This window comes from Lederbergia wuyishanensis, from assembly GCF_022900255.1.
GTDB classification, from domain to species: Bacteria; Bacillota; Bacilli; order Bacillales; family Bacillaceae_C; genus Lederbergia; species Lederbergia wuyishanensis.
The window spans coordinates 1,193,498-1,217,998 of sequence record NZ_JALIRM010000001.1 but is presented as its reverse complement, the minus strand read 5'-3'; the positions used below and the strand labels follow the sequence as shown (position 1 = coordinate 1,217,998).

General features: G+C 36.1%; 22 protein-coding genes and 1 tRNA gene. 18 read left to right on the top strand and 5 right to left on the bottom strand.

Going from position 1 to position 24,501, the window contains the following annotated elements; translation table 11 throughout:
* Nucleotides 1–183: 183 nt before the first annotated feature.
* From MT489_RS06050 to MT489_RS06035, 4 genes are all read left to right on the top strand, one after another.
* Nucleotides 184–1,248 (top strand): GerMN domain-containing protein, encoded by a 1,065-nt coding sequence (locus MT489_RS06050; protein WP_244680572.1) that lies wholly within the window; start codon nt 184–186, stop codon nt 1,246–1,248.
* A gap of 112 nt (nt 1,249–1,360) precedes the next feature.
* Nucleotides 1,361–2,122, top strand: a complete 762-nt coding sequence (rph, locus tag MT489_RS06045; protein ID WP_244680571.1) for a ribonuclease PH — start codon at nt 1,361–1,363, stop codon at nt 2,120–2,122.
* Entirely contained in the window at nt 2,119–2,712 is a 594-nt protein-coding gene (locus MT489_RS06040; RefSeq protein ID WP_244680570.1) for an XTP/dITP diphosphatase, read from the top strand. Before rph ends, MT489_RS06040 begins: the two co-directional genes overlap by 4 nt.
* Before the next feature lie 16 nt (nt 2,713–2,728).
* Nucleotides 2,729–3,235 (top strand): metallophosphoesterase, encoded by a 507-nt coding sequence (locus MT489_RS06035; RefSeq protein WP_244680569.1) that lies wholly within the window; start codon nt 2,729–2,731, stop codon nt 3,233–3,235.
* 171 nt (nt 3,236–3,406) lie between these two features.
* Here the strand turns inward: MT489_RS06035 and MT489_RS06030 are convergent, their stop codons facing one another.
* From MT489_RS06030 to MT489_RS06015, 4 genes are read right to left on the bottom strand one after another with little or no spacing between them, the layout of a single operon-like run.
* Nucleotides 3,407–4,348: a formylglycine-generating enzyme family protein gene (locus MT489_RS06030; protein WP_244680568.1), complete on the bottom strand. Its 942-nt coding sequence runs from the start codon at nt 4,346–4,348 to the stop codon at nt 3,407–3,409.
* A gap of 21 nt (nt 4,349–4,369) precedes the next feature.
* On the bottom strand, nt 4,370–5,569 hold the full coding sequence (locus MT489_RS06025) for an ROK family transcriptional regulator (RefSeq protein ID WP_244680567.1): 1,200 nt from the start codon (nt 5,567–5,569) through the stop codon (nt 4,370–4,372).
* 22 nt (nt 5,570–5,591) lie between these two features.
* Complete coding sequence (locus MT489_RS06020) at nt 5,592–6,143, bottom strand: chromate transporter (protein ID WP_307415221.1); 552 nt, start codon at nt 6,141–6,143, stop codon at nt 5,592–5,594.
* Nucleotides 6,140–6,769, bottom strand: coding sequence for a chromate transporter (locus MT489_RS06015; protein WP_244680565.1), 630 nt, complete (start codon nt 6,767–6,769; stop codon nt 6,140–6,142). The genes MT489_RS06020 and MT489_RS06015 overlap by 4 nt, the downstream gene beginning before the upstream one ends.
* A 105-nt stretch (nt 6,770–6,874) precedes the next feature.
* On the opposite strand from MT489_RS06015, the gene MT489_RS06010 reads away from it, so the two are divergent.
* The 9 genes from MT489_RS06010 (at nt 6,875) to yihA (ending at nt 18,447) form a co-directional block, all read left to right on the top strand.
* The gene (locus MT489_RS06010; protein WP_244680564.1) at nt 6,875–8,317 is read left to right on the top strand and encodes an arylsulfatase; all 1,443 of its coding nucleotides are present in this window, start codon (nt 6,875–6,877) and stop codon (nt 8,315–8,317) included.
* A 207-nt stretch (nt 8,318–8,524) separates the two neighbouring features.
* The gene (locus MT489_RS06005; RefSeq protein ID WP_244680563.1) at nt 8,525–8,884 is read left to right on the top strand and encodes a hypothetical protein; all 360 of its coding nucleotides are present in this window, start codon (nt 8,525–8,527) and stop codon (nt 8,882–8,884) included.
* Nucleotides 8,885–9,041: 157 nt separating this feature from the next.
* Nucleotides 9,042–9,115: transfer RNA gene (locus tag MT489_RS06000), tRNA-Arg, on the top strand.
* A gap of 189 nt (nt 9,116–9,304) precedes the next feature.
* Entirely contained in the window at nt 9,305–10,315 is a 1,011-nt protein-coding gene (locus MT489_RS05995; protein WP_244680562.1) for a tetratricopeptide repeat protein, read from the top strand.
* 140 nt (nt 10,316–10,455) lie between these two features.
* Complete coding sequence (gene tig / locus MT489_RS05990) at nt 10,456–11,745, top strand: trigger factor (RefSeq protein ID WP_244680561.1); 1,290 nt, start codon at nt 10,456–10,458, stop codon at nt 11,743–11,745.
* Between the two features lie 222 nt (nt 11,746–11,967).
* Entirely contained in the window at nt 11,968–13,233 is a 1,266-nt protein-coding gene (clpX, locus tag MT489_RS05985; RefSeq protein ID WP_244680560.1) for an ATP-dependent protease ATP-binding subunit ClpX, read from the top strand.
* A gap of 425 nt (nt 13,234–13,658) precedes the next feature.
* Nucleotides 13,659–15,323: an ATP-dependent protease LonB gene (lonB, locus tag MT489_RS05980; protein ID WP_244680559.1), complete on the top strand. Its 1,665-nt coding sequence runs from the start codon at nt 13,659–13,661 to the stop codon at nt 15,321–15,323.
* A 263-nt stretch (nt 15,324–15,586) separates the two neighbouring features.
* On the top strand, nt 15,587–17,863 hold the full coding sequence (gene lon, locus MT489_RS05975) for an endopeptidase La (RefSeq protein WP_370876371.1): 2,277 nt from the start codon (nt 15,587–15,589) through the stop codon (nt 17,861–17,863).
* Nucleotides 17,860–18,447 carry a ribosome biogenesis GTP-binding protein YihA/YsxC gene (yihA, locus tag MT489_RS05970; RefSeq protein ID WP_244680557.1) on the top strand — a complete coding sequence of 196 codons (588 nt, stop codon included), beginning with the start codon at nt 17,860–17,862 and terminating at the stop codon, nt 18,445–18,447. Before lon ends, yihA begins: the two co-directional genes overlap by 4 nt.
* A gap of 215 nt (nt 18,448–18,662) precedes the next feature.
* On the opposite strand, the gene MT489_RS05965 is transcribed toward yihA, so the two are convergent.
* On the bottom strand, nt 18,663–19,151 hold the full coding sequence (locus tag MT489_RS05965) for a hypothetical protein (protein ID WP_244680556.1): 489 nt from the start codon (nt 19,149–19,151) through the stop codon (nt 18,663–18,665).
* A 352-nt stretch (nt 19,152–19,503) separates the two neighbouring features.
* Between MT489_RS05965 and hemA the strand changes: the two genes are divergently transcribed.
* Genes hemA through hemB form a run of 5 tightly spaced genes read left to right on the top strand, consistent with a single transcriptional unit; the run spans nt 19,504 to nt 24,446 of the window.
* On the top strand, nt 19,504–20,853 hold the full coding sequence (gene hemA, locus MT489_RS05960; RefSeq protein WP_244680555.1) for a glutamyl-tRNA reductase: 1,350 nt from the start codon (nt 19,504–19,506) through the stop codon (nt 20,851–20,853).
* A 13-nt stretch (nt 20,854–20,866) separates the two neighbouring features.
* Nucleotides 20,867–21,694, top strand: a complete 828-nt coding sequence (locus tag MT489_RS05955; protein WP_244680554.1) for a cytochrome c biogenesis protein — start codon at nt 20,867–20,869, stop codon at nt 21,692–21,694.
* Nucleotides 21,695–21,719: 25 nt separating this feature from the next.
* Nucleotides 21,720–22,652 (top strand): hydroxymethylbilane synthase, encoded by a 933-nt coding sequence (gene hemC, locus MT489_RS05950; RefSeq protein ID WP_244680553.1) that lies wholly within the window; start codon nt 21,720–21,722, stop codon nt 22,650–22,652.
* A complete protein-coding gene (locus MT489_RS05945; RefSeq protein WP_244680552.1) occupies nt 22,649–23,458 on the top strand; it encodes a uroporphyrinogen-III synthase in 810 nt (269 codons plus the stop codon). The genes hemC and MT489_RS05945 overlap by 4 nt, the downstream gene beginning before the upstream one ends.
* Nucleotide 23,459: 1 nt before the next feature.
* Nucleotides 23,460–24,446, top strand: a complete 987-nt coding sequence (gene hemB / locus MT489_RS05940; RefSeq protein WP_244680551.1) for a porphobilinogen synthase — start codon at nt 23,460–23,462, stop codon at nt 24,444–24,446.
* Nucleotides 24,447–24,501 lie beyond the last annotated feature (55 nt).

Here is a 24,501-nt window from a genome sequence, read left to right as displayed (position 1 = left end):
TTACATATTTAAGAACGTCAACAAATAGGCTCATCTTGTTTCCTTTATCTCTGTCGAAGGTGCTGAAGTTAGTACGTGCTACACATTCACTTTTACTTTTTCTGAATAAAACTTTGGCCAAGCGGTCTATTCCTAAGATATAGCTCGTATACATAGTACAAACTGTCTTAGGAGGGGTACTAAATGTCAATAAGGGCGAAATTAGCCTTAACAACAGCTGCAGTAATGGCGGCGAGTATATTTTTATCGGGCTGCGGTCTCTTTGGGAAAGAGAAAGAAAGTCTAGATCCGCCAAAAGATGTGACGTATTTAAAAGATGGTGAGGCTCTTGATGATGCTTCTCCTGATGCAGAGACTGCCACGGAAGAAAAAGAAGATGTTGTCATGAGGGATATTTACTTGATTGACAAAAATGGTTTTGTAGTTGCACAATCTTTGCCACTTCCAAAAACAGAAAGTGTTGCAAAACAAGTGCTCTCGTATCTCGTTACTGATGGGCCTGTAGCGGATATTTTACCTAATGGTTTCCGAACAGTCCTTCCTGCAGGAACTGAAGTAGATGTAGATGTCCATGAAGGAAAAGCGACCGTTGATTTTTCCGAAGAATTTACGACTTATGATCCAAAGGATGAAAAAAGAATTCTGCAAGCTATCACTTGGACATTAACACAATTTGATTCAGTTGATAAAGTGGAACTTAGAGTAAATGGCTATCCTCTAACAGAAATGCCGGCAAATGGCACTCCAGTTAGCAGTGAAGGTTTGAGTCGAGCAGATGGAATTAATACGGAATTTACAAACATTGCTGATATTACTAATACTCGTCCAGTTACTGTTTACTACTTATCTCAAATCGGTGAAGATTTCGTTTATATACCGGTAACACGCAGGGTTTCAAATAAGGTTAAAGATGATGTGGTAGCAGTAATAAATGAGCTCGTAGAGGGACCTGGTATATTCACTGCTCTTGAAACTGGTTTAATGGATGATGTTAAGCTTGTAGATGATCCTAAACTACAGGATCATGTTGTGACCCTTAACTTTAATGAAGCGATACTTGGAAATAGTGAAAATAAAGTGATTTCAGAAGAAACATTACGTTCGATTGTTCTCTCACTAACTGAACAAACTGGCATAGAAAGTGTAAAAGTGATGGTGAACGGAAGTAGTGAAGTAATGAATGAAAAAGGTGAAGCCTTAACTGAACCAGTGACACGTCCAGAAAAAGTTAATACTGGTAGGTTTTAAAAGGAAAAATTTGATATACTATATAATAAAAGTAGAGGTTGGCAAATAGCCGCCTCTTTTGTTATTTATAAAATATCGTTAAAGATAACGATATTAAAGGAGGACATTTTTTTTGCGAGTAGACGGACGTAGTTCAAATCAATTAAGAAATGTAACAATTGAAACTGATTATCTTAAACACCCTGAAGGATCTGTATTAATTTCAGTTGGAGATACAAAGGTTATTTGTACAGCGAGTATCGAAGAAAGAGTACCTCCTTTTATGCGTGGTGAAGGAAAAGGATGGATTACAGCGGAATATTCGATGCTTCCACGTGCTACTGGTACAAGGAATATTAGGGAATCTTCAAAGGGAAAAGTATCTGGTCGTACAATGGAGATACAACGTCTAATTGGCAGGGCCCTTCGATCTGTTGTTAATCTAGAAGGAATAGGGGAAAGAACTGTTTGGGTCGATTGTGATGTTATACAAGCTGATGGTGGTACAAGGACAGCATCGATTACAGGAGCTTTTGTGGCCGTAGCTATCGCATTAAATAAATTAAAAGTGGAAAAAAAACTTCCGGAGCTTCCTATATTGGACTTTCTTGCAGCAACAAGTGTAGGTATTCTTGAGAATGAAGGGGTTATTTTAGATTTAAATTACGCTGAGGATAGTACAGCAATGGTGGATATGAATATTGTTATGACAGGCGTAGGTGAGTTTGTAGAACTCCAAGGAACAGGAGAAGAAGCAACATTCACTTCCTCTCAGCTGCAAGAAATGTTAGCAGTTGCGGAGGAGGGTTTGGAGGAACTCATGAATGTTCAAAGAACAGCTTTAGGGGAAATTGCTTTGCTCATTAAAAGTGAAACAGTGAGTAAAATCAAATGAAGCAAGTGATAATAGCGACGAAAAATAGAGGGAAAGCAAGGGAATTTGAAACACTATTTTCAGCTTTAGACGTAGAAATATTAACGTTAGTCGATTTAGATGATGCCCCAGATGTAGAGGAGACTGGAAATAGCTTTGAAGAGAACGCGACACTTAAAGCAGAAGAAATTTCCAAAATAACAGGACAAATAGTTATTGCTGACGATTCTGGCCTAGTTATTGATGAACTTGATGGGAGACCGGGAATATTTTCCGCTAGATATGCTGGTGAAGAAAAAAATGATGAAGCAAATATTGATAAGGTATTATATGAGATGAGAGAGGTGCCTGAAGAGAAAAGAACTGCGCGATTTTATTGTGCACTAGCTGTATCAGGTCCTAACATGAAGACAATTGTTGTAAGTGGAACGTGCGAAGGTAAAATTCTATTCGAGCGGAAAGGAACAAACGGATTTGGCTACGATCCGATTTTTTATGCAACGGCTGCAGGTAAATCAATGGCTGAAATGTCTTCAAACGAAAAAAACGAAATTAGTCATCGGGCAGCAGCTTTGAATAATTTAAAGCCTGTGATAGAAACACTTTTTTGAAGAGGTGGGAACCGTGTTGAAGATACTTGTCGTGAGTGATAGTCATGGTAATGGGACAGTATTGGAAAACTTGAAGGTTACATATAAAAATCGAGTACATGCGATGGTTCATTGCGGAGATTCAGAGCTTTCTGCGAACGATTCTGTTCTAGAAGGATTTTCCATTGTCCGCGGTAATTGTGATATGGATCCTGCATTTCCTAATGAACTTGTATTAAAACTAAATGGTTCAACTATTTTTGTTACACACGGACATTTACATCGAATTAAGACATCCTTACTTACAATTTCTTACCGTGCGAAAGAGGTTGGAGCGGACTTTGTGTTTTTTGGTCACTCTCATTTGCATGGTTCCGAAATGATTGATGGAACATTATATCTGAATCCAGGAAGTATTTTGCTTCCTCGTGGAGGCAATGAAAAAACGTATGCAATCATTACAAAAAATTTTTCTAATATTACCGTTCAATACTTTAACGAGCAACATGAGGAATTGACACAACTTAGAACTGTTTTTCAATAAATAATAAAAGGAGATAAACATGAAAATTGTTGTTTATCTCTTTTTTTACTTCTTTACAAGTAGGATATTTTTGAGCTGAATTTTTTGTTATCTAGTTGAAGACGACATCGGCTCGAGATTAAATAACCTGAACCAATGAAAGGCTATGGCTGCACACATTCGCTTTCTTTCCTAAATGTCTGCTACACAGCGAAAACCCATATTTCCCGTTGAACTATCAGGAGTATTTGAACTTCTGGCAGCAACTCTATATCTATTGCAATAAGATTTATGGCAAAGATAAGAGCCACCTCTTAAGGATTTATTTGTTCCTTTCGTTGGACCAGTTGGGTTTTCAATCGATTCACTTTTGTGGTAGTCAGGGCTAAACCAATCCTCACACCATTCCCATACATTTCCTGCAACATTGTATAAACCGTAACCATTTGGGTGAAATGCATCTACTGGACAAGTCCCGATATAACCGTCACGCTTTGTATTCTTTATAGGAAATTCACCTTGCCAAATATTGCATTGATGTTTTCCATTGACGATTAGTTCATCCCCCCACGGATATTTCTTTTGTTCCAATCCACCACGAGCTGCATACTCCCATTCAGCCTCGGACGGCAGACGTTTGCCACTCCATTTACAAAATGCTTTTGCATCATTCCAACTAATATGAATGACTGGATGATTTAAAAGGTCCTCAATACTTGAGCCAGGTCCTTCGGGATGTTTCCAAAAAGCTCCTTTAACGGCTACCCACCAAGGGACTGCAGCTACACGCTGAGGATTATTTTTTAATGTTTCTTTTGAGCAGAAGAGATGGAATACAAAGGACCAACCAAATTGTTCTGCTTCAGTGATATAATTGGTTTCCTTCACAAACTGCATAAACTGTTCATTTGTAACTGCATATTTATCGATATAGAAAGAATTTATTTTTACTTTTCTAATAGGACCTTCACCATCAGCTGGAAAGCCTTCTGTATCATTCGTTCCCATCATGAATTCTCCACCTTGAATCAGGACCATATCTTTTTTTGAGAAGGATGAAAGTTTATTTTCTATTGTATCTACTTGCACCTCATTCTCAATGCTTCCCCTAGATACAGAACAACATGATTTCATATGATATCCTCCATTTTTTAGTTATATATTGAAAAATGCGTTAAAGAGGAGAGCGGCAGCACCAATAGGAACAGCATCTTCCTTTAAAGAACCTTTGCTAAATAAGACTGCATTTTCATACGAATCAAATATATATTGTTTTGCTGTGTTCACAATTTTTTCATAATAAAGGGGATATTCATAAATAAGCGGACCATTTAAAATCACTTGATCTGGATGTAGGGAATTAATCATGTTTGCTATCCCAATACCGTAATAGTGTGCAGAATTAAGTATAACACCTTTGACTACTTCATCTCCTGCATAGGCTGCTAGAATAAGGTGTTCAAAAGAAATGGATTGTTCTTTAGTTATTAATGATTTCACTCCAGTAGGAATTTGTTCAAGTATTTGCGTTTTCATAGAATCAAGGGATGTATAAGAAAGTAAACATCCTTTTCTACCACAAATACATTGTCTTCCATCAATATCCACAATCATATGACCAAATGCGCTAGCAACACCCGTTTTATTTTGTACGACTTGTCCATTAACAAGCATCCCACAACGTAATCCAACACCGCTTATACAATATAGAATATCATGACCTTTATTAGAAGAATGAAGATATTCACCGAAAGCAGCTGTATTTGCACCGTTTTCAAGTAAAACCTTCACTAAAAATTCGTTTTCTAATGAACTTACAATAGGAACTCGATTCCATCCGGTACTCGGAAAAGAATCAGGATTTAAAATAAGACCTTGTTTCCGATCTAGTGGTCCAACTGAACCTACACCAATTCCGATTAAATCGTTAGATACTATGCTATGTAATTGCAAGAAATGTTTAATAGTATCTATGATTTTCTGTATAACAATTTCCGGAGTATGAACTCGAGTCATGGAAAAGGTATATTTCTCAATTATCGTTATTTTTAAATCAAGTAAAGCGATTGAAGTATGAGTTCTTGAAATGTCAATTCCAATTATAAATCCTCGGTTCTGAACGATTTCATATAATACAGGTGGTCTTCCACCACTGGAATTAGCAAAACCACTTTCATGAATGAATTGATTCATTAATAGCTCATCGATAATCCTAACTAATGTAGTATGTTTCAAATTTGTTATTGACTGTAAATCAGCTTTAGTCATAGGGCCGTGATCATATATCAAACGATATACCTTTTTTAAGGTGGCATGTTTCGCTGTATCTTCAATAAGAAAATCCTTTATATACAAAAATATCACCTGATTTTTTCTATTATGAAAAGAAAATGATTCCAGCTATTCCCGAAATAAAAATGACGAGAATAGGGTTCATTTTTAGTCGAATCAACGCAAATAATGAAAGGCTAAAAATGGTAAATAGTATGAAAGTATGAGTTGAGATGGCTCCAATAACATGATTGGATATCGCAAAACTAATTGCAGCATAGATGATAAGCCCCGTAATAATTGGACGCAGTCCGTAAAATGCAGATTTAACAAGTTTATGTTCGTGCATTTTATAAAAAAACATAGCAATGATTAGAATAATAATTAATGAAGGCAATACAGAACCTATAGTTGAAAAAATAGCGCCTGGCAAACCTGCTGTGTTATATCCAATGAAAATTGCACTATTTGTAGCGATTGGTCCTGGAGACATACTAGCAACTGCAATGACATCAGTAAATTCTTGTGTCGTCATCCAGTCATGTTTACTAACGACTTCAGCTTCTATCACTGGAATCATCGCATATCCTCCCCCAAAGGAGACAAGACCAATCTTAAAGAATGTCAAAAATAAATCAATGAGTATCAAAGATGTCACCGCCTGCTGTTAGTTAAGCTGAAAATTTTTTTCTTATGTTTAGTGTTACTATCTTTTTCTAGTTTTGTTGTAAAACCTAATGCATTTTTGACTTTTACGAGGATAATGCCTGTTATAATGCCAATTATAATAATTAAGGCGGGATGGATATTTAAATAAAATAAGGCAACTATTGTTAGGATTGCAGTAACTATAGTTGCCTTATCGTAAAGGGCAGTCAACCCAATCTTGTATCCTGCAAAAGCGATTAATGCAACAACAGCAGGACGAATACCTTCAAAGGCAGCCTCAATGATAGGATTCGCTTTTACATATATAAACGTAATACTTAAAAGAATAACTATCAAAAATGTCGGTAACAGCACGCCAAAAAGTGCTGCAAAAGCTCCCCTAATCTTAGCGATGCGATATCCGATAAATACAGCTGAATTAATTGCAATTGCCCCAGGAGCTGATCCTGCAATTGCAAATATATCGGCCACCTCTCTATTTTCAAGCCACTTTTTTTTAGTGACCACTTCTCGTTCAATCATCGGGATCATTGCATATCCACCACCGAAAGTAATAGGACCTATTTTTAAAAAAGTCATAAAGATTTGTAAGATTAACTTCCAGTTTGGATTCATATGTCTATCACCTTAAGTTTTGTGTCGTTAATTTTATATTAACATACTTTTGTCCATTTTGGTAAAAAGTATTATAATAATAGAAAACAAGATAAGGAGATTAAAATGAAACCAAATATTTTAATGATTATGGTAGACCAAATGCGGTTTGATTGTATGAGTTCAGCAGGCCATCCTATCGTTGAAACGCCAAATATTGACCAATTGGTTCGTGATGGTGTACGTTTTACCAATGCCTATTCTGCCACACCAACATGCATACCTGCTCGAGCAGCTGTCTTGACGGGGATGTCTCAAAAATCACACGGTAGGGTAGGTTATCAGGATAGAATTCCTTGGAATTACCCTCATATGCTTCCCGACGAAATGAGTAAAGCAGGTTACCATACACAGTGTGTAGGGAAAATGCATGTCTATCCTTCTAGAAATTTATGTGGGTTTCATAATATTGTTTTGCATGATGGTTATTTACATCATAATCGTTTTAAGAACACGCCTTATCAAGATTCATTTGAACAAACTGATGATTATTTGCCGTGGCTCAGGGAACGTCTTGGAGGGCATAGAGATTTAACTGATATAGGTTTGGATTGCAATGCGTCAGCTATGAGTCGCCCGTGGCATTTACCTGAAGAATTTCATCCAACGAACTGGGTTGTAACACAGTCAATTGATTTTTTAAGAAGGCGTGATCCAAGGAAACCATTTTTCTTAAAAATGTCGTTTGTTCGGCCACATCCACCGTTTGATCCTCCGAAAGACTATTTTGATTATTATATGGGGTTGGAGATGGACGAGCGGGTCATAGGAAATTGGGTTAATCAAGAGGATAATGGGGATGGGTTGCTCCCAACTTCTAGAAGTGGAATAGTTCCTAAGCAACGTCTTAAAAGAGCAAGAGCCGCTTATTATGCATTAATAGCACATATAGATGATCAAATTGGTAGATTTATACAAACTTTAATTGAATACCAACTATACCATAATACTGTGATTTTGTTTGTTTCAGATCATGGTGAGCTTCTTGGTGATCATCACTTTTTAGCAAAATCACTTGCATATGAAGGTAGTGCAAAAGTTCCTTTTGTTCTCGCTGATCCGGGAAATCAACTAGGTATAAAAAAAGGAACAACTTGTGATAAGGTTGTTGAACTTAGGGATATTATGCCAACTCTACTTGAAGCTGCGGGTACCGAAATTCCTGAAACAGTGGAAGGGAAAAGTGTTATTCCTTTAGCAAAAGGGTTGGAATGCAATTGGAGAGACTACATCCATGGTGAGCATACTTATGGTGAACTATCACATCACTTTATTGCAAATGGGAAAGAAAAATATATATGGTATTCCCAAACTGGGGAAGAACAGTATTTTAATCTAGAAGAAGATCCACAAGAATTAAATAATATTTTTTACGAAAATGAAAAAGCTCCAATTCTCCGTAAAATATTAATAGAAGAACTCGCAAGCAGAGAAGAAGGGTATTCAGACGGATCAAATTTATTTACAGGTTGTAAACCGAAAGCAATTTTAGAAACTGCCTTAAAATAGGGATGAACAGGGCCGATAAATATTGAATTTATCGGCTCCTACTTTCTTCTTTAAATAATATTTATTTAAGTTTTTTTCATAGAATAAGGTTCTAAAGAATAAAGATGAAAATAGTGGAAAGAATGTCGTGTTTTGTCGAAATGCCCCTTTATAAGATAATATTTTATCCGATATTATGAATGTAAATGAAAAACTAAGGGGATTATTATGGAACTTCGAGAGTTATTTGAAAAAATAAATCAATCTATTGATGAACTTGACTTGGTTTATGCCAGAAGGTTAATTGAAGAAAACATTGAAATTGTAAAAGATAAAAAACATTTCTTAAGTAGAAATGCTCGAGAATTAGTAGATGTATTAATGGAGGCAAATCTTTCATCGTTAAATAGGAAAGAAATGCTTGTCGTACAAACAATTAACGCATATGCATCTAGTTTTGACTTAAGGGGATTAAAGTTAACATTAAAAAATCATACTGAGTTATTGTTCAAAAATGACATATTTCATTATTTAAATTCTGATGCAAAAATCGTATTAGAGGGTATGGGGGTAATTATGAAACAATAGAAGCCTTACCGGGAACTTTTAGCCTTTAATAATTATTGTTTAGAGTTCATAGAGATTTTGAAAGATAAATAAAGATATAATCAAATAATAAATTTTTCATTTTTTCTATTGACATTAGTTATTAATCTCCCTATAATGAAAAATGTCTTAAATAATTGTCCCAGTAGCTCAGCAGGATAGAGCAACAGCCTTCTAAGCTGTGGGTCGGGAGTTCGAATCTCTCCTGGGACGTATTTTCAAACGCCAAACATTGAAATACAATGGTTTGGCGTTTTTTATTTGTCTTTTTGTAAATCTCACCTTTTTAGATTTACTTTCAGTTTAAAAAGAATGGAAATAAGTAAAATCGTTACAGAATTTGTTTTCTTTTCTCGCATTTGTTAAACTATCTTCAATTCTTTAATGATGGGCGGTTCTATCATGAAACGAGATCAAGGTGTTCATGAAACAGGAAAAATTATTCCTTTTCCAGGGTTGAAGCAAAGATATTATGAAAAAGGTGTTGCCTGTTTAGAGGCTCATAATTTTCATGACGCTGTACAATTACTCCGTCATGCGAAGGAAATGGATGAAACAAACCCAAATATAAACTCAGCTTTTCTCGCTGCATTATATGAGAATGGAGATTATGTTGAAGCAAAAATTCTTGCAGAGGAAATTTTACGTGAGGGCATTGGTCATTATTTTGAAATCATCGACGTTTATTTGATGATTCTTATTCAATTAAATGAGCATCAGTATGTCATTGATACGATAGAAGCTCTTTTTGATGAAAAAGAAGTACCTGCACATAAGGCAGAGCATTTTTTAACCATTTTACAATTAAGTAAAAAGGTAGTGGAAAATAATGCGAATAATTATGCCGATGAATTTTCAACAGATCAAGCGGTTTTTAATAGTCAAGATTTGCATGAGCAAACAATCCAATTAGGGAGTCTTGTCGACAAAAATATACATCCTTATTTAGATTCTCTTCTTAACATGCTTGAGGATAACAATACACATCCATTTCTAAAAACGATCGTTTTGAATGTATTAAGAGAAAATAAGATTGAAAAAAAAGTAAAAGTAAAAAAGTTAAATTATGATGGTTATGTGATTCCAGCTAATCTATTAGAAGTTCAAGAAATGCCATTGCTGATGAAAATTAATAAACATCTTGAAATCCTATTGGGTGACCATAACCCAGTATTATTGGAACAATTAAAAGAAATGACTGGACGGCATGCTTTTATCCTATATCCATTTGAAGTAAACCCAGTAGATCCGAAATTATGGGCTGCAGCCTATCGATGTATGGGTTACGAAATGTATGGTGAAAAATGGAACAAGGAAAAAATAGCGACTACTTATGGTGTAAATTGTGATGAGATGGTAGATGCTTTTTCATATTTATTAAGTCTGGAGGAAATTTCTTCACCTATTCAATAGCAACAATTGTTGAAAGGAACTGAAGCTGTGGTATAATATAATGGTTATGCCGAACTGCAGATCCTAATGGGTTTCATATACAGCAGTTCTTATAAATAGGAGAATAAGCAGCGATTATATATTTGTTGGAGGTAATGATTATGACTGCAAAATGGGAAAAACTAGAGGGGAATACAGGTGTATTAACGGTTGAGGTTGATGTAGAAACTGTAAATAACGGCCTTGATACTGCCTTTAAAAAAGTTTCCAAACAAGTAAATATTCCAGGATTTCGTAAAGGAAGAATTCCAAGATCAATGTTTGAAAAGCGTTTTGGAGTAGAAAGTCTCTACCAAGATGCTTTGGATGCAATTTTACCAGATGCATACATATCTGCAATTGAAGAAACTGGCATTGAGCCAATTGATCGTCCTGACATCGAGATTGAGCAAATGGAACAAGGAAAAGAACTTATTTTCAAGGCCACTGTTCAAGTAAAGCCTGAAGTTAAGCTTGGAGAATATAAAGGCCTTGAAGTAGAAAAAATGGACACTGAAGTAACTGATGAAGATGTTGACGCTGAATTAAAACAGCTACAAGAACGTCAAGCGGAACTTGTTGTGAAAGAAGAAGGAGAAGTAGCTGAAGGAGATACTGTTGTTATTGACTTTGAAGGTTTTGTAGATGGAGAACCATTCGAAGGTGGTAAATCCGAAAATTACTCTCTTGAAATTGGATCAGGTTCATTCATCCCTGGCTTTGAAGAACAATTAGTTGGTGTGAAAGCTGGAGAAGAAAAAGATGTTGAAGTTACATTCCCTGAAGAATACCATGCGGAAGAATTGGCAGGTAAACCAGCAGTATTTAAAGTAAAGCTTCATGAAATTAAATCTAAAGAACTACCAGAACTTGATGATGAATTTGCTAAAGATGTAAGCGAAGAATCAGAAACTCTTGAAGACTTAAAAGCATCCATTAAAAATCGCTTAGTTGAAAGTAAGAAAAACGAAGCAGAGCAAACTCTTCGTAATGAGCTTGTAGATAAAGCTTCAGAAAATGCTGAAGTTGAAATTCCGGAAGTTATGATAACAACTGAAGTTGACAGAATGCTGAAGGAATTTGAACAACGCTTACAAATGCAAGGAATGACATTGGATCTATACTTCCAATTCTCAGGGCAAGATGAAGATGCGCTTCGTGAACAAATGAAAGAAGATGCTCAAAAACGTGTAAAAACAAACTTAACGTTAGAAGCTATTGCAAAAGCAGAAAATATTGAAGTAGACGATGAAGCAGTTAATGAAGAAATGAACAAAATGGCTGAAGCATACAAAATGGAACTTGAAGAAATTAAAAGACTTCTTGGCGGAAACTTAGAAAATTTAAAAGAAGACTTGAAAATTCAAAAAGCAGTTGAATTTCTTGTTGAAAACAGCAAAACTGGTGCATAATAGTAAATAACACTGACATAAGATATAAGACTTAAGATAAAACAAGGCACGGTATAGTTCGTGCCTTGTTTTATCCAACATAAATACATAATTGTAATAAATGGATGTTTAATGAATGTTTTTAATGGTTATTATTCGGAATAATATGTTACAATGCAATACATAACTATTGGCATTTCGATGAATGAAATAGTTTTAGCTTTTAAAAGGGGTGAGAATTCTATGTTCAAGTTTAATGAAGAAAAAGGGCAACTTAAATGTTCATTTTGTGGGAAAACACAAGAACAGGTCCGCAAACTTGTTGCCGGCCCTGGTGTATATATATGTGATGAATGTATTGAACTTTGTACCGAAATAGTTGAGGAAGAACTTGGAACTGAAGAAGAAGTAGAATTCAAAGATGTTCCGAAGCCTCGTGAGATACGTGAAATATTAAAAGAATATGTAATTGGTCAAGATCAAGCAAAGAAATCTCTTGCAGTTGCTGTTTATAATCATTACAAAAGGATTAATTCTAATAGCAAAATCGATGATGTAGAGCTTGCAAAGAGTAATATTTGTTTAATTGGACCTACTGGTAGTGGGAAAACACTTCTTGCACAAACTCTTGCACGTATTCTTAATGTGCCGTTTGCAATTGCAGATGCAACTTCGTTAACTGAAGCAGGGTATGTTGGTGAGGACGTAGAAAATATTTTACTTAAATTAATCCAGGCTGCCGACTATGATGTGGAAAAAGCTGAAAGAGGTATTATTTATATCGATGAAATCGATAAAATTGCCCGTAAATCTGAAAACCCTTCTATTACACGTGATGTGTCAGGGGAAGGAGTTCAGCAAGCTTTATTAAAAATATTAGAAGGCACTGTTGCAAGCGTTCCACCACAAGGCGGGCGTAAGCACCCTCATCAAGAATTTATCCAGATTGATACGACTAATATTTTGTTCATTTGTGGTGGTGCCTTTGATGGCGTAGAACAAATTATTAAACGTCGATTAGGGCAAAAGGTAATTGGATTCGGATCAGATGTAAAGCAAGAAGAAATCGATGCAAAAGGCCTTCTTACGAAAGTGCTACCGGAAGACTTGCTACGCTTTGGTTTAATTCCAGAATTTATTGGACGTTTACCTGTTATTGCAAGTTTGGAGCAATTAGATGAGGAAGCTTTGATTGAAATTTTAACAAAGCCGAAGAATGCGCTTGTAAAACAATATCAAAAAATGCTTGAACTCGATAATGTTGATCTAGAATTTGAAGACGAAGCACTTCATGAAATTGCTAAAAAGGCAATTGAAAGAAAGACAGGAGCCCGTGGACTTCGTTCAATTATTGAGTCCATTATGCTTGACGTCATGTTTGAATTACCTTCACGTGATGACATTTCAAAATGTATCATTACAAAAGATTCAGTCGTCCATAATAAGCCGCCAAAATTAGTTCTTAATGACGGTACGATAATAAAAGGCACTGAAAAAACATCCGCTTAACAAATAACCCCCTAGACATCTCTTTCATTGAGATGATCTAGGGGTTTTTATTTTGAAAAATTTTTTTGAAATCAATTTTTTAGCGCGCTTAGAATTTGTCTAGATTTCCGAAGTTATATCGCGGAATTACAGGTCAAAGTTAATTCTTCTCAACATTTACCTGTGTATTGAGCTTTTCTGATTTTAATTAATAACCATGTTAATTGGAGTTCAAAACATGAGATTTTGTGAGAAAAATACTGAACAACACGATGTTCCGCGAAAGGTAAGAATGCTTTCGTACCTTAGGGTAAGCAACGCTTGGTAGGTAAATCAACATCGTCTAGATTTGGATTTTTTTAGAAGCACTAAAAAATCGGTTTATTCCCATAACGTGGAGGAAATACTAACCACTATGTGAATCAGTGTTTCTAGGAGGGAATGCGATGAATTGGACAGTGCTTGTTTTGTTGATACAGCTATTTTTTGGAATCGTAATCGGGATGTATTTTTTTAATTTACTTAAAAATCAGCGCTCCCAAAAAGTGACAATTGATAAGGAATCAAAAAAAGAAATGGAACAACTAAGGAAAATGCGTGGTATTAGATTGTCTGAACCCTTGGCTGAAAGAGTTCGCCCAGCAAGTTTTAAAGATATTGTAGGTCAGCAAGACGGCATCAAAGCATTAAAGGCTGCACTTTGCGGTCCCAACCCCCAACATGTCATTATTTATGGACCACCAGGAGTTGGAAAAACAGCTGCTGCTAGGTTAGTTCTTGAAGAAGCTAAGAAAAATCAACGTTCTCCTTTTCGCCCTGACTCAGTCTTTATTGAGTTGGACGCAACAACAGCAAGGTTTGATGAACGTGGAATAGCCGATCCTTTAATTGGTTCTGTACATGACCCAATATATCAAGGTGCAGGCGCGATGGGACAGGCAGGAATTCCTCAGCCGAAACAAGGTGCTGTAACAAATGCTCATGGAGGAGTGCTATTTATCGATGAAATTGGTGAATTACATCCCATCCAAATGAATAAATTATTAAAAGTCTTGGAAGACAGGAAAGTTTTTTTGGAAAGTGCTTATTATAGTGAAGAAAATTCTCAAATACCCGCTCATATACATGACATTTTTAAAAGGGGATTGCCCGCAGACTTCCGACTAATTGGGGCTACTACTAGAACACCAAATGAAATCCCGCCAGCTATTCGATCCCGTTGTATGGAAGTTTTCTTCAAGGAATTGGAACAGCATGAAATTATTGAAATTGCTAAAAATGCTACAAATAAAATTAAGTTAGAAATCAAGGATTCTGGTCTCTCTATATTGTCTTCTTATGCAAGAAATGGACGTGAAGCAGTAAATATGATGCAGATAGCTGCAGGATTAGCCATAACTGAAGATCGGGAATTTATACGTGATGAAGATATTGAGTGGGTAATCCGTTCCAGTCAGCTAACCCCACGATATGAAAAAAGCATTTCCGAAAATCCACATATTGGAATTGTTAACGGTCTTGCTGTGAATGGACCAAATAGTGGAATGCTTCTGGATATTGAAGTGACAGTAATTCCAGCTGATCGCGGATCTATTAATATAACTGGGATTATCGAAGAAGAAAGTATTAATGGACAAGGTAAATCTGTTAAGAGAAAAAGTATGGCAAGAGGCTCAGTTGAAAACGTAATTACAGTGCTAAAAACAATGGGAGTTCCCGCAAATCAATATGACATACATATTAATTTTCCAGGTGGAGTTCCAATTGATGGTCCTTCTGCAGGTATCGCAATGGCGGTTGGTATATATTCGGCCATATATAAAATCCCAGTAAAGAATACGGTAGCTATGACAGGTGAGCTTGGTTTACTCGGTGATGTAAAACCTGTTGGAGGCGTTTTCTCCAAGGTGAAAGCAGCAAAAAATGCTGGAGCAACTACTGTATTTATCCCTGCAGACAATTACCAATCAAGTTTAAAAGAGATTGAAGATATAACAGTTATACCCGTTAAAAAACTGGAAACTGTATTAGAAGAAGCATTATTAAAACATCCTAATCACGAAATAATATCACCAAATTTACTTGGTGCGCATAATAAAAAAAGCGTTTAATTTTCCTCAATGCCTCTTTCTCGACATTGCCCCCTACAATAGGCTAAAATTGAAAAAAGACTCTGGGGAATGGTATTTGTTTATTTTATTTCGCTTGAGCGCTTCTAGTGTTACTTCTTAAATCTTGTACATCATAGGTAATCTTAGCCGATGTATCCCAAGGAAGATTGAAGTATGCTGCATCGCTTGAGCTTTTCTATTATGGAGGTGTAGATTTGAAGAAGCAAAAAGAGCCACTCGTTCCTCTATTGCCATTAAGGGGAATGCTTGTGTACCCGACAATGGTGCTGCATCTAGATGTTGGCCGAGCACAGTCGGTTCAAGCTTTAGAGCAGGCTATGATGAACGATCATTTAATTTTTTTAGCAACACAAAAAGACGTTGCAATAGATGAGCCTACTGAAGAGGATATTTATAAAATGGGGACTTTAACAAAAGTTAAACAAATGTTAAAGTTACCAAACGGCACCATTAGAGTACTAGTTGAAGGTTTAACTCGTGCAAGATTTGCGACAATAATTAATCAAGGAACATATTTAGCTGCAGAACTGGAACTTTTTGAAGATGATGTTGAAAAGGATATCGAAGTTCAAGCTTTAATGAGAACAATGCTGGAGTATTTTGAACAATATATAAAGCTTTCCAAAAAAATAACAACGGAGACATTCGCAACTGTTGCTGATATTGAAGAACCGGGTAGAATGGCGGATATTATTGCATCCCATCTACCGTTAAAACTTCATGATAAACAACAAATCCTTGAAACTGTTGACGTTAAGGTACGACTCGGAAACATTATTAAAATTATTCATAATGAAAGAGAAGTTCTTAACTTAGAAAAGAAAATTGGTCAACGGGTTAAGCAATCTATGGAAAGAACGCAAAAGGAGTATTATTTGCGTGAGCAAATGAAAGCCATACAAAAGGAACTTGGAGATAAAGAAGGGAAAACAGGTGAAGTTGCTGACTTAACAGAAAAAATTGAAGCAGCAGATATGCCGGAACATGCAAAGAAAACAGCATATAAAGAACTTGACCGTTATGAAAAAATCCCTTCGACTTCAGCAGAAAGTTCTGTTATCAGGACGTATATTGATTGGCTTGTATCCCTTCCTTGGAAAAAAGCTACTAAAGATGACTTAAGTATTCAAAAGGCAGAAAAAATACTTGAACGGGATCATTTTGGTCTCGAAAAAGTAAAAGAACGGGTATTAGAATATCTAGCTGTTCAACAGCTGACGAAATCTTTAAGAAGTCCCATTCTTTGTTTAGTAGGTCCCCCTGGAGTTGGTAAAACAAGTCTTGCCAGATCTATTGCAGAGTCAATGGGCCGTAATTTTGTCCGTATTTCACTTGGTGGTGTAAGAGATGAATCGGAAATCCGAGGACATAGGCGGACATATGTAGGCGCTATGCCCGGGAGAATCATCCAAGGGATGAAAAAAGCGGGAACAATAAATCCTGTATTTTTATTGGATGAAATTGATAAAATGTCGAATGACTTCCGTGGAGACCCTTCGTCTGCAATGCTTGAAGTACTAGACCCTGCTCAAAATAGCACTTTTAGCGATCATTATATTGAAGAGACATATGATCTATCAAAAGTAATGTTTCTAGCGACGGCTAATGATTTAGCGACTATTCCGGGACCTCTAAGGGATAGGATGGAAATCATTACAATTGCTGGTTACACAGAGATGGAAAAAATTCATATTGCAAAGGAGCATTTACTTCCTAGACAGATTCGTGAACACGGGTTAACGAAAAACCAACTGCAAATGAGAGATGAAGCTATAAAACATTTGGTCCGTTACTATACACGTGAAGCTGGTGTCCGCGAACTAGAAAGACAACTTGCATCCATATGCCGAAAAGCTGCCAAGATTATCGTATCAGGTGAGAGAAAACGAGTAATTGTTACGGATACGTATTTGCAAGAAATTCTTGGAAAGAAAAAGTACTCTTACGGACAGGCAGAACTAGAAGACCAGGTTGGAGTAGCGACAGGACTTGCATATACAGCGGTTGGTGGAGATACATTGCAAATTGAAGTATCTATAGCTCCTGGAAAAGGCAAGCTGGTTTTGACGGGAAAATTAGGAGATGTTATGAAGGAATCTGCTCAAGCTGCATTTAGTTATGTGCGATCAAAAGCGGAGGAATTAAACTTAGATAAAGATTTTCATGAATCATGTGATATTCATATTCATGTTCCAGAAGGTGCTGTTCCGAAGGATGGTCCATCTGCAGGTATTACAATTGCCACAGCTTTAGTTTCTGCTCTAACTGGAATTCCGATAAGAAAAGAAGTCGGAATGACTGGAGAAATTACGCTACGCGGAAGAGTATTGCCAATCGGTGGATTAAAAGAAAAAACATTAAGTGCCCATAGAGCAGGATTAACGACAATCATATTACCAAAAGACAACGAAAAGGATATTGATGATATTCCAGAAAGTGTTCGTGGTGATTTGAAATTTGTTCCTGTATCGCATATGGATGAAGTATTAGAAACCGCGTTGACAGGAGAACATAAATGAAAGTAAATCAAGTAGAACTTGTTATTAGTGCCGTAAAGCCAGAACAATATCCTAGTGAGGGCCTCCCAGAGTTTGCCCTCGCTGGTAGATCAAATGTAGGTAAGTCCTCTTTTATAAATAAGATGATTAATAGAAAAAGTTTAGCACGAACATCATCAAAGCCTGGAAAAACGCAAACACTCAATTTCTACAAAATAGAAGAATCATTATATTTTGTAGATGTTCCAGGATACGGATATGCAAAAGTTTCAAAAAAAGAGCGTGAGGCATGGGGAAAGATGATCGAAACATATTTTACAAAGAGAAAAGAGTTATTGGCTGTCCTCTTGATTGTAGATCTTCGCCACCCACCTACAGCAGATGATGTAACGATGTATGAATTTCTAAAACACTATGAACTTCCGTGCATTGTCGTTGCTACAAAAGCAGATAAAATTCCACGTGGAAAATGGGATAAACACAAAAAAGTTGCCAAAGAAACCCTCGATCTCGATCCTAGAGATGAAATAGTTGTATTCAGTTCAGAAACTGGACTTGGGAAAGATAATGTTTGGAATATATTAATGAGTAGAAGTAAAAAATAGGCAATTAAAGAATATAGTATTTCTTTGCCACAAAGGGGAATTAGCGAGAACGTCCGACACTTCCCCAGTTGTGAGAAGAACAGTTTATGGGAGACCATGCAGCACTTCAAGCGCCAGCAAGCTTCCAAACTATCTGCGGTAAGAGTGTGTCAGTAACCAAAATTAAAATAAAAGTTAAAAAGTGCATTCCCAAAAATGGAATGCACTTTTAACTTTTATCTAGACTTTTTAAAAAATAAAAAATATGCTCCCAAAATAATAAATAGGAATGGCCAAAATTGACTTATACTTGAAAGATTATGGCCTTGTTGGTTTGCCCAAACTAGTAATCTATCGAAAAACAATAATAATGTTGCCATTGCAAGGAATATAATACCTTGGAAAAGATTCGTTCCTGTTTTAACATATGTAAGTAAAATTCCTAAGGCAACCAATAAAAGAAATATACCCGAATGATCTGGCCAAGTATCAAGTTTGTTTGCAATATGGAAATGGAGCCCTAAACCAGTTAATACAACTCCAGGAAGTATGGATTCGTATGCCTTTCCTAAATAACCATTAGCTAGAAAACCTAGTCCTACTATAAAAAGCAGTGTGGACCAAGAGTAAAACCCTTCAAAAAGGGAAAAATGATATTGTTGAAATAGAAAATATATACCAAATCCTATTAGGATGACTCCTGAGAGATAAGACTTTTTTTTCATAAGACACCATTCCTGTAAACTTGTATTTCCTTCACCTATTTGATACCTTAATTAAGTATGAGTTTTTATAAGTGAGTATTTTAAAATTTAGGCTTTTACTGTTTAGCTTTGGCTCAAACGACTTGTGTCAAATTAACTGATGCTGCAAAAGTAAATAAAAGATTTTTAAACGTATCAGAACATTTGAGCGTTGGATTAAAGACGCCTCTTACTTTTTAGTATGTATCAAGAGAATTATATATATTTAATATAACACACGTTTCAAGATCTGTTCACATCTTTTTAGAATTCTTCTAATCTGTCGTGGTATAATAAACGATAGTAGCAATAAATCTGGAGGTGCGGAATTTTTATGCACATCATTGTTGTAGGACTAAATTATAGAACGGCTCCAGTTGAGATAAGGGAAAGGCTAGCTTTTTCTGAAACAGATTTGCCTTTAGCCATGACAACTTTAAAAAATAAAAAAAGTATATTGGAAAACATGATTGTTTCCACATGTAACCGTACAGAAGTATATGCTGTTGTGGATCAATTGCATACTGGACGCTATTATATAAAGCAATTCTTAGCAGAATGGTTCAATCTAAACCAAGAGGAATTTGTGAGCCATTTAAATATTCAAGAAAATGAATCTGCGGTTGATCATCTTTTTAATGTGACGTGCGGGTTAAATTCAATGGTTCTTGGTGAAACGCAAATACTTGGCCAAATAAGGAATAGCTTCTTGATGGCACAAGATAATGGTACTACCGGAACGATTTTCAATCATTTAGTAAAGCAGGCGATCACAGTTGCAAAACGTGGTCATTCTGAAACGGATATAGGAGCAAATGCGGTTTCCGTTAGTTACGCGGCTGTGGAGCTAGCCAAAAAAGTATTTGGTGATTTAAAGGAAAAACACGTACTTGTTATTGGTGCTGGAAAAATGGGTGAACTTGCAATTAAAAACCTTTATTCGAACGGTGCTACGAAGGTAACCGTTGTGAATAGAACATTCGAAAAGGCACAGTCGCTTGCGGAACAATTTTCTGGTAAAGCCAAAATGCTTAACGAGCTTCAATGCGCTCTGATAGAAGCGGATATTGTAATAAGCTCTACTGGCGCTACGGGTTATGTTATTGATAAGAAGATGGTCGCTAATATGGAGAAAATTCGTAGAGGACGCCCTCTATTCCTTATGGATATTGCTGTGCCAAGGGATATTGACCCAGCGGTCTCCGAATTGGAAAGTGCATTCCTATATGATATAGATGATTTAGAAGGAATCGTCGAAGCCAATATGGTTGAAAGAAAAAAAGCAGCTGAAAAGATTTCTTCTATGATTAAATTAGAAATAGAATCCTTTAATGAATGGGTCAATACATTAGGAGTTGTACCTGTCATCTCCGCATTAAGGGAAAAAGCAAATGCCATCCAAATGAATACAATGGAAAGTATTGAACGAAAATTACCTGATTTAACAGATCGTGAACGCAAAATAATTAGTAAGCACACAAAAAGCATTATTAATCAATTATTAAAAGATCCAATTTTACAAGTAAAGGAATTTTCCGGACAGCCACAGGCAACCGAAAAAATTGCTCTTTTTAAACAAATATTTGATTTAGAAGAGCCAATTAGTGGACAAGCAAAAGAACTGAAAGAAACCAAACAAGATAAACATCTAATGTCTGTCCCGCTTCCTACTTACCAATCTTAAGAGGACGTGTGTGATGATTGAGCTAATGATGGTTAGATTGCCAGAAATTGTTATCGTTATATACGCTTTATCGATATTATTATATTTTTTTGATTTTCTTGAACACAATCGGAAGGCAAATCGACTTGCCTTCCTGCTTCTTTCGATTGTTTGGATCCTTCAAACAATTTTTTTATGTCTATATATGATGGAAACTGGGAGATTTCCAGTACTTACGTTATTTGAAGGTCTCTATTTTTATTCTTGGATACTTATCACATTATCACTGATGATTCATCGAATTTTAAAAGTGGATTTTACAGTATTTTTTACAAACCTTCTAGGGTTTACCGTAATGGCAATACATGCATTTGCTCCAATCCAAAGGCCAGCAATGGCTGAGCAGCTAATTTCCGAGTTGCTATTTATTCATATTACAATGGCTATATTGTCATATGGTGCATTTACTTTATCTTTTGTTTTCTCGATACTTTATTTATTGCAGTACAAACTGCTAAAAGGAAAGAAATGGATTCAACGTCTATGGCGCCTAAGTGATTTAGCTAAGCTTGAAAAAATATGCTATGTACTAAATTTAATTGGAGTACCTTTATTGCTTTTAAGTCTCATTCTTGGGTTGCAATGGGCTTTTATGAAACTTTCATTCTTCCAATGGTATGATCCAAAAATTCTTGGCTCATTTTTTGTATTTTTGATTTATAGCTTCGTGCTATATTTGTACAGAAAAAAAGAAGTGTTCGGAAAAACACTTGCTTTATGGAATTCTGCATCATTTTTAATTGTATTGATAAATTTTATTTTTATAAGTCGATTATCAAACTTTCATATATGGTATGAGTAAATAAATTAAGGCAGGAGATTATTTCATGCGAAAAATCATCATTGGTTCAAGAAGAAGTAAACTTGCATTAACACAGACAAATTGGGTTCGTGAACAACTGGAAAAGCTTGGAGCTCCTTTTGAATTTGAGATAAAAGAAATTGTTACAAAAGGTGATCGAATTCTTGATGTTACCCTATCAAAGGTAGGCGGAAAAGGTCTATTTGTTAAAGAAATAGAACAGGCGATGTTGGATGGAGAAATTGATATGGCTGTTCATAGCATGAAAGATATGCCCGCCGTTCTACCAGATGGCCTTGTCATTGGGTGTATTCCTGAGAGAGAAGACCCTCGTGATGTATTGATTTCAAAAAATCATGTAAAGCTGAAGGATCTTCCTGCAGGTGCAAAAGTTGGTACAAGCAGCTTAAGAAGAAGTGCTCAAATTTTGGCAATGCGACCTGATTTAGAAATTAAATGGATACGTGGAAATATTGAAACTCGTATAAATAAATTAGAAACTGAAGATTACGATGCTATCATCCTGGCCGCTGCTGGACTTTCACGTATGGGATGGAAGGCGGATATTGCAACTGAATTTTTAGATCCAACAAACTGCCTACCTGCGATTGGTCAAGGAGCACTTGGGATAGAGTGTAGGGCAGATGATATGGAGTTGCTAGAGCATTTATCAAAACTTACATCTGATGTTACAGCCCGTGCTGTTGAAGCAGAGCGTATTTTCCTACATGAAATGGAAGGAAGCTGCCAAGTCCCAATTGCAGGCTTCGGAAAGATATTAGATGATAATCAAATTGAGCTCACGGCACTAGTTGCATCTCCTGACGGAAAGATTGTCTATAAAGAAACAGTGACAGGATGGGAACCAAGATTAGTAGGTGAAGAAGCGTCTAGACTTTTAATTGATCAAGGAGCAAAAAAATTGATTGATCAAGTAAGGGATGAATTGGAGAAATGAAGAGCAGAGAGCTTCCGTTAAAAGGCAAGCATGTGCTCATTACTCGTGGTGGAGAACAGGGAGAAAAATTTTGTATGGATGTTGCTTCATCTGGTGGGGTGCCACATATGGTTCCTCTCATCGATTTTCGAGCACATCATGATCAAAATGCATCCTATTTTATTAAAAATTTGAATCAATATGAATGGATTATTTTCACCAGTAAAAATGGGGTTCATTATTTTTTTGAACATATAAAGGGCTTAGTTGATGAACAAATCCTTCATAAAGGTAATATTCAATATGCTGTTGTCGGTGAAAAAACAAGGGAAGCATTACATCGATACAGACTTCCTTCTCGCTTTATGCCTAATGTATATACTGCAGAGGATTTTGCTCGTGAATTTTTTAACCAAGGCTTGATTGGGAAAAAAGTGTTGATTCCAAAAGGAAATCTTGCAAGTAATATTATAGCTGAGAGTTTTCGGTCTCGTGGATATACTGCTGATGAATGGATCGTATATGAAACATATTATCCTTCAAAAGAAACAGATAAATTAGTCAGTATGTTGGAAGAGGATTTGCTGGATATTGCATCGTTTACAAGTCCTTCTACCTTTAATCATTTTATGAAAATAGTCGTTCAGCATCATCTTAGCAGTCATGCGAAAAAGCTTTTATATGCTGCAATTGGAACTGTAACTAAACGAACGATTGAACAAGCAGGTTATACTACACATATTTGTCCTAAAACATTTACAATTGATGATATGTTCAATGAGATATGCTTGTATGTCAAAAAGCAAGTAGATGGAGGGAAAGATTAGAATGGAAAAAGTTCAATTTAAACGCCACAGAAGATTGCGTCATTCCGCTAATATGAGGTCTATGGTTCGTGAAACTCATTTACACGTAGAAGATTTCATATACCCTCTTTTTATCATAGAGGGGGAAAATGAAAGAAATGAAGTATCATCTATGCCTGGAGTTTTTCAAATATCCTTGGATTTATTAAAAGAAGAACTGGACGAAATCGTAAGTCTTGGGATTAAATCCATAATTCTATTTGGAGTTCCGAAAGAAAAGGACGATTGTGGTTCCGGTGCCTATCATGATCATGGTATCGTACAAGAAGCAACTAGAGAAGTAAAGAAATATTACCCCGATCTACTTGTCGTGGCGGACACTTGTCTTTGTGAATATACCGACCATGGGCATTGTGGAATAGTAGAAAATGATTATGTTTTAAATGATGAAAGTCTTGAGTTGCTTGTTAGAACAGCTATTAGCCAAGCCAAGGCGGGAGCTGATATCATTGCACCTTCTAATATGATGGATGGATTTGTTGCTGCGATTAGACAAGGGTTGGATGAAGCTGGTTTTGATCATATCCCAATTATGTCATATGCAGTTAAATATTCTTCTGCTTTTTATGGTCCATTTAGAGATGCAGCTAATAGTGCCCCACAATTTGGTGATCGCAAAACATATCAGATGGATCCTGCTAATCGAATGGAAGCATTAAGAGAAGCTCAGTCAGATATAGAGGAAGGCGCAGATTTTCTTATTGTGAAGCCCGCACTAGCCTATATGGATATTATTAGAGATGTAAAAAATCATTGCAACGCTCCAATCGTTTCTTATAACGTAAGCGGTGAATATTCAATGATAAAAGCAGCAGCAGCCAATGGATGGATAAATGAAGAAGCTATTGTAATGGAAATGCTTACCGGATTAAAACGAGCAGGATCGGATATCATCATTACTTACTTTGCAAAAGATGCTGCAAGATGGCTACAAAATACAAAAGTGTAAGTGCCTGTCCATCGACGTAAAAACTTACGGTCCTTTGACTGAGATAAAGGAAACA

Excerpts from the sequence above, each read along its gene's own strand:
- MT489_RS06050 (WP_244680572.1), top strand. The coding sequence starts at position 184 with ATGTCAATAAGGGCGAAATTAGCCTTAACAACAGCTGCAGTAATGGCG.
- MT489_RS06040 (WP_244680570.1), top strand. The coding sequence starts at position 2,119 with ATGAAGCAAGTGATAATAGCGACGAAAAATAGAGGGAAAGCAAGGGAA.
- MT489_RS06030 (WP_244680568.1), bottom strand. The coding sequence starts at position 4,348 with ATGAAATCATGTTGTTCTGTATCTAGGGGAAGCATTGAGAATGAGGTG.
- MT489_RS06015 (WP_244680565.1), bottom strand. The coding sequence starts at position 6,769 with ATGAATCCAAACTGGAAGTTAATCTTACAAATCTTTATGACTTTTTTA.
- MT489_RS06010 (WP_244680564.1), top strand. The coding sequence starts at position 6,875 with ATGAAACCAAATATTTTAATGATTATGGTAGACCAAATGCGGTTTGAT.
- MT489_RS06005 (WP_244680563.1), top strand. The coding sequence starts at position 8,525 with ATGGAACTTCGAGAGTTATTTGAAAAAATAAATCAATCTATTGATGAA.
- MT489_RS05995 (WP_244680562.1), top strand. The coding sequence starts at position 9,305 with ATGAAACGAGATCAAGGTGTTCATGAAACAGGAAAAATTATTCCTTTT.
- tig (WP_244680561.1), top strand. The coding sequence starts at position 10,456 with ATGACTGCAAAATGGGAAAAACTAGAGGGGAATACAGGTGTATTAACG.
- clpX (WP_244680560.1), top strand. The coding sequence starts at position 11,968 with ATGTTCAAGTTTAATGAAGAAAAAGGGCAACTTAAATGTTCATTTTGT.
- lonB (WP_244680559.1), top strand. The coding sequence starts at position 13,659 with ATGAATTGGACAGTGCTTGTTTTGTTGATACAGCTATTTTTTGGAATC.
- lon (WP_370876371.1), top strand. The coding sequence starts at position 15,587 with ATGCTTGTGTACCCGACAATGGTGCTGCATCTAGATGTTGGCCGAGCA.
- yihA (WP_244680557.1), top strand. The coding sequence starts at position 17,860 with ATGAAAGTAAATCAAGTAGAACTTGTTATTAGTGCCGTAAAGCCAGAA.
- MT489_RS05965 (WP_244680556.1), bottom strand. The coding sequence starts at position 19,151 with ATGAAAAAAAAGTCTTATCTCTCAGGAGTCATCCTAATAGGATTTGGT.
- hemA (WP_244680555.1), top strand. The coding sequence starts at position 19,504 with ATGCACATCATTGTTGTAGGACTAAATTATAGAACGGCTCCAGTTGAG.
- MT489_RS05955 (WP_244680554.1), top strand. The coding sequence starts at position 20,867 with ATGATTGAGCTAATGATGGTTAGATTGCCAGAAATTGTTATCGTTATA.
- hemC (WP_244680553.1), top strand. The coding sequence starts at position 21,720 with ATGCGAAAAATCATCATTGGTTCAAGAAGAAGTAAACTTGCATTAACA.
- MT489_RS05945 (WP_244680552.1), top strand. The coding sequence starts at position 22,649 with ATGAAGAGCAGAGAGCTTCCGTTAAAAGGCAAGCATGTGCTCATTACT.
- hemB (WP_244680551.1), top strand. The coding sequence starts at position 23,460 with ATGGAAAAAGTTCAATTTAAACGCCACAGAAGATTGCGTCATTCCGCT.